At 35.6% G+C, this 13,201-nt stretch carries 14 protein-coding genes and 1 pseudogene; 1 reads left to right on the forward strand and 14 read right to left on the reverse strand.

What is annotated here, in order from left to right:
• The 6 genes and pseudogenes from VMW81_01095 to VMW81_01120 form a co-directional block, all read right to left on the reverse strand.
• On the reverse strand, positions 1-671 hold a 671-nt coding region (locus VMW81_01095; GenBank protein HUU49537.1), incomplete at its 3' end, for a hypothetical protein.
• Complete coding sequence (locus VMW81_01100; protein ID HUU49538.1) at positions 646-2,673, reverse strand: HEAT repeat domain-containing protein; 2,028 nt, start codon at positions 2,671-2,673, stop codon at positions 646-648. The genes VMW81_01100 and VMW81_01095, both read right to left, overlap by 26 nt.
• A 68-nt stretch (positions 2,674-2,741) precedes the next feature.
• Positions 2,742-3,434, reverse strand: coding sequence for a 16S rRNA (cytidine(1402)-2'-O)-methyltransferase (rsmI, locus tag VMW81_01105; protein HUU49539.1), 693 nt, complete (start codon positions 3,432-3,434; stop codon positions 2,742-2,744).
• Positions 3,435-3,442: 8 nt separating this feature from the next.
• A pseudogene (locus VMW81_01110) lies at positions 3,443-4,280 on the reverse strand (NAD+ synthase).
• A complete protein-coding gene (locus VMW81_01115; GenBank protein ID HUU49540.1) occupies positions 4,261-4,596 on the reverse strand; it encodes a nitrilase-related carbon-nitrogen hydrolase in 336 nt (111 codons plus the stop codon). The pseudogene VMW81_01110 and the gene VMW81_01115 overlap by 20 nt, the downstream one beginning before the upstream one ends.
• 171 nt (positions 4,597-4,767) lie before the next feature.
• Positions 4,768-5,460 (reverse strand): tRNA1(Val) (adenine(37)-N6)-methyltransferase, encoded by a 693-nt coding sequence (locus VMW81_01120; GenBank protein HUU49541.1) that lies wholly within the window; start codon positions 5,458-5,460, stop codon positions 4,768-4,770.
• A gap of 215 nt (positions 5,461-5,675) precedes the next feature.
• Between VMW81_01120 and VMW81_01125 the strand changes: the two genes are divergently transcribed.
• A complete protein-coding gene (locus tag VMW81_01125; protein HUU49542.1) occupies positions 5,676-6,464 on the forward strand; it encodes an inositol monophosphatase family protein in 789 nt (262 codons plus the stop codon).
• A gap of 5 nt (positions 6,465-6,469) precedes the next feature.
• Here VMW81_01125 and VMW81_01130 read toward each other — a convergent pair whose 3' ends face one another.
• The 8 genes from VMW81_01130 to VMW81_01165 all read right to left on the reverse strand — a co-directional run.
• Positions 6,470-7,318, reverse strand: a complete 849-nt coding sequence (locus VMW81_01130) for a deoxyribonuclease IV (GenBank protein ID HUU49543.1) — start codon at positions 7,316-7,318, stop codon at positions 6,470-6,472.
• A 62-nt stretch (positions 7,319-7,380) separates the two neighbouring features.
• Positions 7,381-8,148: a hypothetical protein gene (locus VMW81_01135; protein ID HUU49544.1), complete on the reverse strand. Its 768-nt coding sequence runs from the start codon at positions 8,146-8,148 to the stop codon at positions 7,381-7,383.
• Between the two features lie 133 nt (positions 8,149-8,281).
• Complete coding sequence (locus VMW81_01140) at positions 8,282-8,470, reverse strand: hypothetical protein (protein ID HUU49545.1); 189 nt, start codon at positions 8,468-8,470, stop codon at positions 8,282-8,284.
• A 95-nt stretch (positions 8,471-8,565) separates the two neighbouring features.
• Positions 8,566-8,871: a hypothetical protein gene (locus VMW81_01145; GenBank protein ID HUU49546.1), complete on the reverse strand. Its 306-nt coding sequence runs from the start codon at positions 8,869-8,871 to the stop codon at positions 8,566-8,568.
• 69 nt (positions 8,872-8,940) lie between these two features.
• On the reverse strand, positions 8,941-9,921 hold the full coding sequence (dusB, locus tag VMW81_01150; GenBank protein ID HUU49547.1) for a tRNA dihydrouridine synthase DusB: 981 nt from the start codon (positions 9,919-9,921) through the stop codon (positions 8,941-8,943).
• Entirely contained in the window at positions 9,918-10,961 is a 1,044-nt protein-coding gene (tsaD, locus tag VMW81_01155; GenBank protein HUU49548.1) for a tRNA (adenosine(37)-N6)-threonylcarbamoyltransferase complex transferase subunit TsaD, read from the reverse strand. The genes dusB and tsaD overlap by 4 nt, the downstream gene beginning before the upstream one ends.
• A complete protein-coding gene (locus VMW81_01160; protein ID HUU49549.1) occupies positions 10,933-12,105 on the reverse strand; it encodes a divergent polysaccharide deacetylase family protein in 1,173 nt (390 codons plus the stop codon). Before VMW81_01160 ends, tsaD begins: the two co-directional genes overlap by 29 nt.
• A gap of 28 nt (positions 12,106-12,133) precedes the next feature.
• Positions 12,134-13,201, reverse strand: a 1,068-nt coding sequence (locus tag VMW81_01165; protein HUU49550.1) for a S41 family peptidase, incomplete at its 5' end; no start/stop codon positions are given.

Raw genomic sequence — 13,201 nt, forward strand, 5'->3', positions numbered from 1 at the left:
ATATACCTCTTTTCCTTTATAGCTTTTCCAACGAGATAGAGGGTACAAAGCCTGGTAGTTCTGCTCCCTTTTTCTAACAAACGTTTTAACATGTTATATTGATCGTCGCTTTTTAGACTCAATCTTTTTTTTGCGATATTGGTCCTTACATGATTGGGAATATCATCCAATAATGGTATGAGATCCCCTATCAACTTGGGGTTCATAAAGCTTTCCAAAGTTTCTATTCCCATTGCCAGCTGTGCTTTGTCTTTTGTCTTTAAACTCCTTTCAACGAGTCTTAATTTACCCTCTTTATCTAAAATTTTTAATATCTTAAATAGGGTCTCTATTATTTCATTATTTGTTTCTTTTAGGTGTTGGGTTAATAAAAGGACATAGCTATTTTGCTCTAACTGTTCTAATACGTCAATATCCAGGAGATTTTTATAAGCTGAGTTAATCTCTTTTTTAATGATATTAAAAAAATCTAAATTTTTTACCTCCACTCTCTGCAATATAGTCAAAACACCATTTCGAATAGCCCTTTTGTGAGAACCGAGGGCTTTGATAAGAAAGGGGATGGCTGTATCGCCAAAACGGGTTATGGACTTTACGGTTTCAGCCACAACGTTCTTGTTGCCATCACCCAGCATCTCTATTAATCTATTGAGAACTTCCTCTTGATTCATCCTCACTCCATATTTTACCCAAAGCCTGGACCGTTGTTTTTCTTACCTGTGAATTTTTATCCTCTAAGAGATGAAAGAGCTTGTCTGTTGCTTCTCTATATTTCAGTTCTCCCATGGCCTTTATCGCAGAGATCCTTAATTCTATCAGTTCATTATCCAGATTCTCGATTAGAAAAGGGATAAAGCTTCTGTCTTTAGTCTCTCTCAATATATCTATGGCTGTTTTTACCTGGCGGTCGTCTTTGCTCGTTAACATCTCCCTTACGATCTGATGGCAATTTTCACATCTTGTTTTATCTTTGCTTAGATATACAGCTGTGATTGCCTCTTTTTTTACTGTAAGATTTTCACTGTTTGTAAGTTTAAACAAAAACTCGAGATTTCTTTTGGAGTCTAGCTTTCCAATGGTTCTGATAATAAAGGGCTGAACCTCAGCACCCTCTTTTTTATACATATCTAAAAGCCCTGTGATATATTGATTTGAACCGATAGAAGCAATGAGTGTGAGAAGCTCCCTTTTTACCCTTGGGGTTTTGCCTGGCATTGCATCAAGAAAGATTTTTGTTAAATCTTCATTTACTCCTGCTCTGTTCAAGATCTTTGCACTGAGTATTGATACATTATCATTAGGGTCATTGAGTGCTTCAATCAATCTCTTTGTGGTTTTTTCGTCTATGAGTCTTTTGTAATCTATTTCTTCCAATTTTTGTAGGTCTATCTGCGTCTCTATGAGATTCTTGAAGAGTATTTTACTATATCTCTTTTTTAAGGAAAAGCATGCACAGATTAAGATTATAGAAAACACAATTGCAATATATGAGAACTGCTCTGGAAGAAGAACATCCTTAAAAACCAATAATATGCCGCTACCCAACAGTCCACCAGCACGCAGTGCGGTTCCCTTTAAAAAGGCTAATACCCTCCCTCTTATATCAGGCGAAAAGAGTTGCATCAACATATTCAGGGCGGGCCGATTGGTCGTGGCTCTAAAGATATTTGTAGAAACCCTTCCATAGATAGCTGTGATGAGGTCAAAGCGGAATACTAAGGCGAGAAACACAAGGAGATAGTTTGCAGGATGTATAAATAGTAACTTTACAATCCCGAATCGAGAGAAGAGTCTCCCTATGAAGAACAGGATAAAGAAGGTCAATATATTATATATTCCCTTAAAGTATCCATAGAATGCAATTAAACCTCCTTCTGTATCAAAGGCCCTGTTTGTAATAACCCCCCACTGATAATTGAATATAGGCAAGAGGATTGCTGGTGTCATAACAAGAATGATAAATACTCTGAGGAGTGGCGAACTCTTGATTAAAGGGAGTATTTCACCTAATTTTTTTATGGATGAAACGTCTTCTGTTTTCTTTCTTATAGTTGTTGTATGGGTCTGCATTATAGGGGCTAATATTTTTTTAACCCTTAAGCTTATAAAGCAGCCAAGGAACAAGCTGAAACCGGATATAAAGAGGATATTGTCCATAGTGATGACCCTGGCTAAGGGGCTGGTTAAAAGGCTCCCTATAATAATTCCTAATATTCCGCCTGAAATAATTCCAGGGAATACCCTTTTTGCCTGTCTTGTATTAAAAAGACTGCTTGCCATTATCCAAAACACAATGTCGAGAACATTCTTGAGCTGGAAACTGATGAGGTAGAGTACAGGATAGACGATGGCTAAATTAAATATGATGAGTAAACGTAGGAAGACAATAGATATTCCCAGTATGATGAATAACTTGATGAGAAGGGATGCCCTCTCATATTTATCAATCAAAAGGCCGATATAGGTCAAGACAAAGAAAAGGAGTATAGAATTTATCAAGAATATATTGGGGAGATATTGAACGCCATATCTCTTTAAGAAGGCGGCTTCTGCATAGTTTTCTAATAAAATCCCAGCAGCCCTGATAACAAATAAAAGCCCTGCCATCCAGAGAAATGCCTTCTGCTCATCCTTATAAATCCTCAGGGTTTTTTCGAGAAGATTTGATATCATAAATTTCTCTTTTAAAATCGTGTCACACTATTTTTAATGTTTAAGAACTTAAAATTATTTTAATAACTCTATTTTTTAGAACCCATAAGAATGAGGGTTATCTCACCCTTTATCTTTTTATCTTTCATCTGTTCGATTATATCTTTGAGTTCGCCCCTTATGATTTCTTCAAATTTTTTTGTAATCTCTCGGGCAATAACTATCTGCCTATTACCTATTATGGAGAGGATTTCATCTAAAAGGCGGTGGATTCTATAGGGAGATTCATATAGTATAATGGTTCGTTCTTCATTCTTTAATTGTTCTATCCTTGATTGTCTCTTTCCCTTTTTACGCGGTAAGAATCCTTCAAAAGCAAATTTGTCAATCGGGAGTCCTGAGATGCTCAAGGCGGCTATAACAGCTGAAGGGCCTGGTATTGATTCAATATGGAAGTTATGCTTTAAGGCGAGATTGATAAGGTGATAAGATGGGTCTGAAATACCAGGGGTCCCTGCGTCTGAAACCAGAGCTATATCAAGGCCTTCTTCAAGCCTCTTTAAGATAACCTCTGCCTGTTTTATCTTATTATGATCATGGTAACTGATGAGGTGTTTGCTAATTTCATAATGGCTCAGTAACTTTCTTGTTCTTCGTGTATCTTCAACAGCAATAATGTCGACTTCCTTTAGTATCCTTAAGGCTCTTAAGGTTATATCTTCGAGATTACCAATAGGTGTGCTTACAATATAGATCGTGCCTCTGTTTTTTTCTTTTCTCATTATCTGATTTATCTTCCCCAATCTCTTGCGTATCTGAAGTCTCTATCTATAATCCTTTTCAGATATTTTTGCAATAATCGGTAGCTTTCTTTTGAATTGAGAATCTTGAATCTTTTTAATTACCTTTTTAATAAAATCTTTATCAAAACCCAATTTGATTAATTCTTTATCCAAGTATCTCTTGTCTATCAGATAATAGAGAAGTCTATCGACATCTTCATAACTAAAACCCAATTCTTCTTCATCAGATTGACCTAACCAAAGATCAGCGCTCGGTTTTTTTTCTACAATCTCTTTTGGAACACCAAGATCTTTTGCAAGTTGTCTTACTTGTATTTTATATAGGTCTCCGATGGGGTTGATGGCTGAGGCCGTATCTCCATACAAGGTACCATAACCAAGGAGCAATTCTGTTTTATTGCTGGTTCCCAGTACAAGGGCATTCTCCTTGGCAGAGTGGTCGTATAGAATGGTCATTCTTTCTCTAGCCATCTTGTTCCCTCTTCTTAAATTGTCTGCTTCAGGGAAGGCCCTAAAATAGGCATCAATCATGGGTGTAATATCTATTTTTAATGATCTGATTCCGAGTTTTTTGACTATCTTTTTTGCATCTTCTAAACTTTCCCTGCTGCTTGTTTTATATGGCATCATGATTCCTGTTACGTTTTCTTTTCCCATAGCCATCGCTGCAAGGTATGTGGAGACGCTGGAGTCTACACCTCCTGAAAGACCTACAACTACCTTTTTAAAACCCACTTTTCTCGTTTCATTTTTTATAAAACCTGTTAAGATCTTCTTTACTGATAAGGAATTAATCTTTAATTCTTTAAAATTCTTTTTTTGCATTTTTTTTCTGAATTCTTTTTAGTTCTTTTATAGTCATTTCTCTATCTTCATCTTTTTGAATCATTGGTGGAATTCTATCTCTTCTTATCTCTTCTATGTCAATCTCGGCGATAATCATTTCTTGCTCAAAATATTTACCTTTGATGATCTTTTCCCCAGGAGGATTTACTATTTCTGAACCTCCCCAGAAGTTTATCCCATCTTCATAACCCACCCTATTTACAAAACAAATAAACTGGCTCAACATCTTGGCATAGGTTAAATTCATGCTCTCCCATATGTTGCTGATCTCCAATTTTTTCTTTAGCCCTATCAATACATTCTTTTATGTGAGCAAAGTTTCTTTCAACATTTCCTAAGGTTGGATAAATCCGGGCAATTCCTATTCTGAAGACCATGGTCATAACCTTTTCATTTAGTAGCTGTTATATCTTTATCATATCAAAAAATAAAAATAACAGAAGTAATCATTCTATGCAAGGAATTTTCATATTCCCATCCTTTTATAGATATCTCTTATTTCCTGGGAGTATTCTCCAATTTTTTCATAAACAATAAGGGGTTTTAGGATGGTTGTATCGTTCTTTCCATTCTTTATTCCTTCGACCATAACCATCTTTGCCTCTTTATCTATTCTGGAATGGATAAACTGGATACGGCATGACCTGATATTTAAATGCTCGAACTCATTAAGGAGTTCCATTAATCTTGAGGGATGATATATGAGAATAATCTTTCCTTTATTCTTGACAAGATATTTAGAGGCTTTGAGGTATTCATCTAAGGTTATCTCTAATTCATGTCTGGCTAGGGCTTTTTCCGGATCCGGGTTTAAACGGCCTTTTTTGTATTTTCTATAGGGCGGGTTTCCGACCACAATATCAAATGATTCAGATGCAAGAGATTTATTTACATCCCTGATATCTAAATTTTTTATTTCTACTCTTTCTTGGAGGTTGTTTAACTTAACATTCTTTCTTGCCAGTTCTATTAAACTATTCTGAATATCTATTCCTATCACAGTGGTTTTTGCATATCTCAGTGCTAAAAGGACTGCTATGATGCCATTACCCGTTCCAAGGTCTATAATCCTATCACCATTTTCTGCTGAGATAAAATCGGCTAACAAGATAGGGTCTAATGATGACCTGTATCCCTTTTCTTTTTGTAAGAGTTTCAATTTCCTAACCTCCAACAAACTAAAAAATAATATCATAGTTATGTAAATATGGCAATTTGTTTGAAAACAAAGGGTTTTTGTGTTAAATTAAATTTGTTTTAGGGGTAAAAGAGAGAAGGTTGAAGATGGATAAAAGGCTTCAATTAAAGAGGCTTAATAGAGAAAAAAGTGTGTGTTTTGGAATATAAATTCTAAGAGAAGGAAAATAAATAGAGATGAAAGAGACAAAAAGGGAGAATCTGCTTGATACGGCGATTGAGGCTGCAAAAGCAGGTGGGGCAATATTAAAGAAAAACTATGGCCAACCCATCAAAGTAGAGCATAAAGGGGCAATCGATCTCGTTACTGAAGTAGATAAACTTTCTGAGAAGGTCATTATTGATATTATTAAGAAGAAGTATCCTGAACACACAATCCTTTCTGAAGAAAAGGGCCTTAAGAAGAAGGGCTCTCCTTATAAGTGGATTGTTGACCCTCTCGATGGGACGACAAATTATGCACACGGGTATCCCGTGTTTTGTGTCTCAGTTGCCCTTGAAATTGATAGAGAGGTTGTTTTAGGGGTAATCTATGACCCTATTTTAGAAGAAATATTTATAGCCCAAAAAGGGAAGGGTGCATATTTAAATGGCAAGAAAATCTCTGTTTCCAAGATCCAAAGTCTCTCTGACTCTCTATTAGTTACTGGCTTTCCCTATGATATCAGGAAGAACACAGACGATAATATCAATCACTTTAGGAATTTCTGTAAAAGAGCTCAGGCGGTTAGAAGACCCGGTTCTGCTGCCCTCGATTTATGTTATGTTGCCATAGGGAGGTTTGAAGGTTTTTGGGAAATGAAGTTGTTTCCATGGGATGTAGCTGCTGGTGCATTACTGGTTAGAGAAGCCGGTGGAAAAGTAACGGATTTCAAGGGAAACAGTTTTGATATATATGGAAAAGAGGTCCTGGCCAGTAATGGTTTCGTCCATAAAGCCATGGTAGAGGTGCTGGCCTCGAAATAGTTTAATCATTTGCTGGCTATTTTTCTGAGAAGTTTCAAATTTATTATATCTGCTCCTTCAAAATCCTTTGGTGTTTCAAGAATCATGGGATGGGAAGTAAATCTTTCATCTCTTAAAAGATTTTTGAAACCCTCCTTTCCAATAAAACCCCTCCCTATATGTTCATGTCTGTCAACCCTGCTTCCTAAAGGCTTTTTTGAATCGTTGATATGAAAGACCTTTACCTTTTCCAGCCCAATGATTCTGTCAAAGGTTTTTATTGTTTCATCATAACCCTTCTTCGTCCTTATATTGTATCCAGCAGCAAAGATATGGGAGGTATCCAGACATATTCCAAGCCTATCTTTATTTTTTATACATTCAAAGATAGAAGCAAAATGTTCAAATTTGTATCCGAGAACCGTGCCCTGTCCAGCAGTGGTTTCTAATAGTATTTTCATTTTAAAATCTTTACTCTTGTCATGAAGGATATTGAGACTCAAAGCAATTTTACTGAGCCCGTTCTTTTCTCCTGAGCCCAAATGGGCTCCTGGATGCATTATAAGATAAGGGAGTCCAAGAGCCTCAGTTCGTTTCATCTCAATAAAAAGAGCATCTAGGGATTTTTTATATATTGTGTCATCTGGGGAAGCTATATTAATAAGATAGGCATCGTGGGCAACGATGGGGAAGATACGGGTCAATTTTTGATTTTTTTTAAATTGTTCAATCTCTTCTTGGGAGAGCTCTCTTGCCTTCCATTGATTAGAGTTTTTCGTAAAGATTTGAATGGTAGTGCACCCCGCCTCCTTTCCTCTTAAAGGAGCATTATGGATTCCACCTGCTATGGACATATGGGCGCCAAATCTCATCATTGAATACTTTTATCAAAGAAATAAAAAGAGACCAATCAGGTTTTACATTTCTTGATTGATTCTCAATAAAGACATGAATTAAAAAATATGAGACTCATAAGAGTAAAAAGGAAAGCAAGGATAATAAAAGGAATGGCTTTTTTCTTTAGCTCTTTTTGAGGCATGAGGTAATATTCAACGGACCACTCCAAGAAAGCCGCAGCGAGAATGATAAATGTCCAGTAGAAAAAGCTATTAAAACTTACACAAAATCCAGAGAGAACAAAGAGGCATAATACGATTAATGAAAATCGATAAAATATCTTTGAAGACTTGATACATTTGGCTTTATATTTTGTTCTGTTTGCAAGGGTATAGGATTTAATGATATGGTCATTGCAAATCTTTTCATAAAAGTCATCTTCATCTGTTTCTCTAAAAAACTTTGCCCATTCTTCAATAGTAATTCCAGTTATGTTTTCAAAGTAAAGGAGTGAGCGGACTCTGAGCTTTTTCTTTCTCTCAGAGGGCTCAACAAAATCTGTAGTGATATGTAAAAGGGGGCCTAAAGCAGATAATAAGAAAAGAGTCCCCACAGTAACAAGGATAAGAAAGATAAAAAAAAGAAAAAGTCCCAAACTGAGATTAAAAAACTTCAAGTCTGTGCCAATTTTACCTTCAAAGAAGGGTATTGACAATGCAGCAGCTGCAACCGTGATAAATGCCATTGCGCCCAAGATCCTGTTTGCCTTCTCGTCCTCATGCCTGAGCATGTCATAGAGATGGTCAAAAATCTCTTTTGTAATTGTGTATTTGATATTTTTATCTTTTTGTTCTCTTTTTTCTTCCATGATTAAGAAATTTCTTAAAATGAAATACAGATGTAAAGAGACAAATCAAAAATCCCTTTTAAAATCTTTTATCAGACAAATATTAGTACGTCAATACTTTTATGTAATTTGTAAAACTGTTCCTTTCTTGTCTTTAGAAAGCAAAGGCAACAAAGAAGGACACCCCGCTGATTTTCTTAACGGTATTTTTCTGCACGGTTATGTCCTTTTCTTGCTCGTCCAAGAAAAGGACGAAAAGAAGGACGCCCCGCCTGCTTTTCTTAACGGGGTTTTGTCTTTGTTCACTCGGCGAGGCAAAAAACTTGGCTTCGCCTTCAGACACTTTGCCTCTTTTTTCCTCGTTCAATTGAAAAACCCCTAAAAAGCAAAATGGGAGGGTAGATTACAAAAGAGTTATTAGTTAAAAACCTTTAATACTTACTTCAAAAATAATAAAATTGTTGTTCCAGCTGTAACGAGAAGAAAACCTATAAACGGCAAGATAATATGAATTTTTTTGCGACTGGGAAAGTAATTAGAAGTTGGCAGATCTTCGCTTCGCCATATATCCATACTCTCAAAACGGTGTTTATAACCAAATATTATTATAATACATTTTATATACCATGGTAATTGTTGGAATTCAGAATGAAAATTTAATAGTTTCTGTATTGAAATTTCGAATAAATTTCTACTTAATATATATGTACCTGCAATAATAAAGAATCCACCTAAAATTTCCATAAATCATTCCTTCTATTTATATTTATTTTTTGAATAGTTAATTGTTTAAGTGATTATGAGGGTTAAGCTTTATTCATTGAGAATTTCTGAGAAATATCTTTCAATCTCTCCTTTCAAAATTTCTTCTTCTTCAATTCTGTTTATTTTGGCTCTGAATTTTGAAGCATGAGGGAGGCCTTTTGTATACCAGAAGATATGTTTTCTCATCTCCTTTATCGCCCTTTTTTCACCTTTGGATTTGATGAGTCTTAAGAGATGTTTCAGAATGATTTCACACCTCTCTTTTCCTGATGGGGGAAGAGGAATTTTGCCTGTTTCTCTATAATAGAGAATATCGGAGAATATCCATGGATTTCCTAGGGCTTCTCTTCCAATCATGATCCCATCGCACCTTGTTTCTTCAACCATTTTATCAGCGTCCATAGGGCTCTTCACATCCCCGTTTCCTATTACAGGAATATGGAGATGTTCTTTAACATCTTTAATGATTTTCCAGTCTGATTTTTCCTCAAAACCCTGATTTGCTGTTCGCCCATGAATGGTTACCGCTGAGATTCCGGAATCTTCAGCCATTTTTGCAATTTCTATCGCATTAATAGAGATTTTATCCCATCCCGCTCTTATCTTTATCGTGACCGGGATGCTAACAGAATCCACCACCTTTTGAAAAATCGTTTTTGCCTTATTTAGATTTTTTAAAAGAAAAGAACCAGAATGGGTCTTCAAAACCTTCTTTATAGAACAACCCATATTAATATCTACAATATCAGCCCCTTTAAATTCAATAATCTTTGCTGCCTCAGCCAGAACCGATGGGTTTGAACCGAATATCTGGATTGCCAAGGGATGCTCACTCTCTTCATATTTTAATAATTCGAATGTTTTCGGATGGTTTCTTATCAGGGCTTCACTACTTATTAGTCCTGAACAAACAAGGCTGCATCCAAATTCTTTTACAAGGGATCTAAAAGTCGTATCGGTCATTCCAGAAATAGGGGCTAAAACGAGGTTGTTTTTGAGTTTAATATTCCCGATTTGAAGTGTTTTCATACTAATCTTAGATTTGCAACAGCATCTAAATCTAAAAAGTCAAAGAAGGAATCTTTATCAAAATCTTTGTCTTTAAAACGATAGTATCCTGCACAGGCGACCATTGCAGCATTGTCTGTACATAAAAGAGGTTTCGGGATATGAATTCTTAGTTCTTTTTCCATTGCTTTTTTTAGCATCTCTTTTCTCAAGAGATTGTTAGAAGCAACTCCTCCTGCAAGGATAATATCTTTTATCCCTTCTTTTATAGATGCCTTTATTGTTTTGGTTACGAGGACATCAATAAGTGCTTCTTGAAAGCTGGCAGCAACATCTTCAAGAACAAAATTCTTATTTTTTTTAATATAGTACGATACAGCTGTCTTGAGGCCGCTAAAACTAAAATCAAAGGAGTCTTTTGACATCAGGGCCCTTGGAAATTCAATATGGTTGGGATTTCCTTTTCTTGCCAAATTTTCAATAATAGGACCACCCGGAAATCCCAATTTCAACATCTTGGCTACCTTATCAAAGGCTTCTCCAGCGGCATCATCCCTTGTCCTTCCTATTAATTTATATTCACAGTGTTTCTTAATAACATAGAGTTCTGTATGACCGCCTGAAACTACCAGAGCAATAGAGGGAAGAGGTGTTTTTGGTTCTTCTAAAAAATTAGCATAGATGTGGCCCTCTATATGGTTTATTCCAACCAAAGGTTTGTTAAGGGCATAGGCCATACCCTTTGCTGTAGATAGGCCAACCAGTAATGAACCAATCAATCCAGGACCATGAGTAACAGCGATAAGATCAATATCTTTTAAAGAGACTTGAGATTCATTGAGAGCAGCAGATATGACGATATCTATATTCTCGATATGCTTCCTGCAAGCCAGTTCAGGAACAATACCTCCATATTTTTCATGAACATCAAACTGAGAGGATATAATATTTGACTTGATCTTATAGCCGTCTTCAATCACAGAAGCGGCTGTCTCATCACATGATGTTTCTATTCCAAGGATTAACATGTCTTCACCTAACCAGATGTGATATGGGTACAATCATGATCCCGTCTTCACTTAACCTTGGGAGCATATCTTTTATTACTGATAGAGTATTTTTATCACAGTGAGCTATTCCAATGGCTTCTCCATTCTTCTTTGATATAGATATGAGTTCTAAAATCTGGGTTTTTATGTAACTCGTCTCCTTTGAATTATCTAAAAAAACGCTCCGGTAACCCGTCTTTATTTTTAGCTCCTGAGCCAGTTTATATGCGATTGATTTTGGCGATGTCATACTGTCAACGAAGAAGAGATTTTTTTCCTTTATTTTTCTTAATACAATCTCCATTGCTTCTTTGTCTTCAGTGAATTTTGATCCCATATGATTATTAACACCTATAGCATAAGGAACTGACAAAAGATAATCCTCTACCTGTTTCTCCAATATCTCTTTTTCTGTGGTGGTACTTAAAAATTCATTTTTATTTTTCATTTTTTGAGGATCGTGGGATTCCATAGGAATATGAATTAATATATCCCTGTTTTTTTGCTTGGCTTCTTCTGCAATACTCTTTGAAAAAGGGAGCTTAGGGATAATAGCGAGGCTAAATGGTGCATCAATCTTCAATAGGTCCTTAGCAATATCTTCATTCCATCCAAGGTCATCAATGAGAATAGCAATCCTAAAGTAAATCGGTTGTTTTAAAAATATTGAGTGAGTATGAATCGGCTTTATTCCAATATCGAATTTTAAAACCTCAAAATTATCTTTTTTATATTGTTCGAAATTATATATTTCACCCCCAGCTTTTGGAATTTCTTCCCTAAAGTCTTTTTCTAGGTCAGTCAATTTGACATTTTTGGGGAGGATTATTTCGAGTAAATGATAGTACCAGACCTCTTTTCCCTTCTCTTTTCTTGTTTGGGTGGTTTTTAGAAAATCTTCTTTTTTTACGTTCCATTTGGTAAATAAACTATTAATTGATTTGTCAAGGGATTTACCTTTTGTTGAAAAATCATAGAGACCAAACCTGAATTTGAGATCAGAAATAAAAATTTTTCCTTTGTGACTTTGAAAAGAAAGGATGAAAAAAGAGATAAGCAAAAGAATGATGAAAAGAGTTGAGATTGATATTATCAACCATCTTTCTTCTACAGTCTTTTTAAAATTTTTAAAGAGCTTACCTTTTTCGGAATTCATTTTGCTTTAGCTTATTTTTTGTACGTATTTAAAGGGTTTCTTTAAAAACCTTCCATCCCTTTAAAACGTCAATAGCTCTCTGTAATTGTAGGTCTTCTTTAGAAGCGAGGATGGTCGTTTCGCTCTTTTGATCCAATTCTTTTTTTAGAGATTTATCGTTTGATTTTTCGCCTTCCCCCTTTAGATGATTTTTTAGATCTTTTTCTCTAATGATTATCATCTTTTTCTCCGATTCTGAAAGCCTTGCGCTTTTTATTGGTCTATTTTCTACTAATATATCAGGAATGATTCCTTTGCCCTGAATCAATCTTCCTTTCGGAGTGTAATATTTTGATGTGGTTAATCTTAACCCAGAACCATCACTGAGGGGAAAAACAGTTTGTACCGAACCTTTACCAAAAGTAGGGGTTCCTAAAATAACAGCTCTTTCCAGATCCTGTAATGCCCCTGCAACAATCTCAGAGGCGCTTGCACTTCCAGCATTTACCAGGACCACCATGGGATATTTTACACGAGCATCCTTACTTTTAGAGTGAAAACGCATATTTTGGTCTTTCACTCTCCCTTTGGTAAAAACAACAAGTTTTTCTCCCTCTAAAAATTTATCTGATACTGAAACGGCCTGTTCTAAAAGTCCTCCTGGATTGTTTCTTAGATCCATAATCAAGCCGTGCATAATGCCTTTTTCTAATTCCTTTAATGCCACGTCTAGTTCTTTGCTTGTATTCTTTTGAAAACTACGAATCTTTATATAACCGATCTTATCATCTAACATACGTTTACTTACGCTTTTTATCTTAATAATATCTCTTGTTATGGTAAAATCTTTTTGTTCATCTAAGCCTTCCCTTATAATCGTAATAGTTACTTTTGTCCCTTTTGATCCTCTTAATTTTTTAACAGCTTGTAATAAGGTTATGTTTTTCGTAGACTCTCCATTTATTTTTATAATTTTATCCCCCGCTTCTATCCCTGCTTTGTCAGCAGGAGTATCATCTATAGGAGCAACGACAGTAAGCTGTTCATCTTTAATAGTGATTTCAATACCAAGGCCACCAAATTGACCTTCAGTTTCTAACTGCATCTCTCTAAATAC

It is taken from the genome of Nitrospinota bacterium (genome assembly GCA_035528715.1).
In the GTDB taxonomy this organism is placed as follows: Bacteria; JADFOP01; JADFOP01; order DATKYB01; family DATKYB01; genus DATKYB01.

Bases quoted from the DNA above. Each gene is read 5' to 3' on its own strand.
- VMW81_01100 (HUU49538.1), bottom strand. From the start codon at position 2,673: ATGATATCAAATCTTCTCGAAAAAACCCTGAGGATTTATAAGGATGAG.
- rsmI (HUU49539.1), bottom strand. From the start codon at position 3,434: ATGAGAAAAGAAAAAAACAGAGGCACGATCTATATTGTAAGCACACCT.
- VMW81_01125 (HUU49542.1), top strand. From the start codon at position 5,676: ATGAAAGAGACAAAAAGGGAGAATCTGCTTGATACGGCGATTGAGGCT.
- VMW81_01130 (HUU49543.1), bottom strand. From the start codon at position 7,318: ATGATGAGATTTGGCGCCCATATGTCCATAGCAGGTGGAATCCATAAT.
- VMW81_01135 (HUU49544.1), bottom strand. From the start codon at position 8,148: ATGGAAGAAAAAAGAGAACAAAAAGATAAAAATATCAAATACACAATT.
- VMW81_01145 (HUU49546.1), bottom strand. From the start codon at position 8,871: ATGGAAATTTTAGGTGGATTCTTTATTATTGCAGGTACATATATATTA.
- dusB (HUU49547.1), bottom strand. From the start codon at position 9,921: ATGAAAACACTTCAAATCGGGAATATTAAACTCAAAAACAACCTCGTT.
- VMW81_01160 (HUU49549.1), bottom strand. From the start codon at position 12,105: ATGAATTCCGAAAAAGGTAAGCTCTTTAAAAATTTTAAAAAGACTGTA.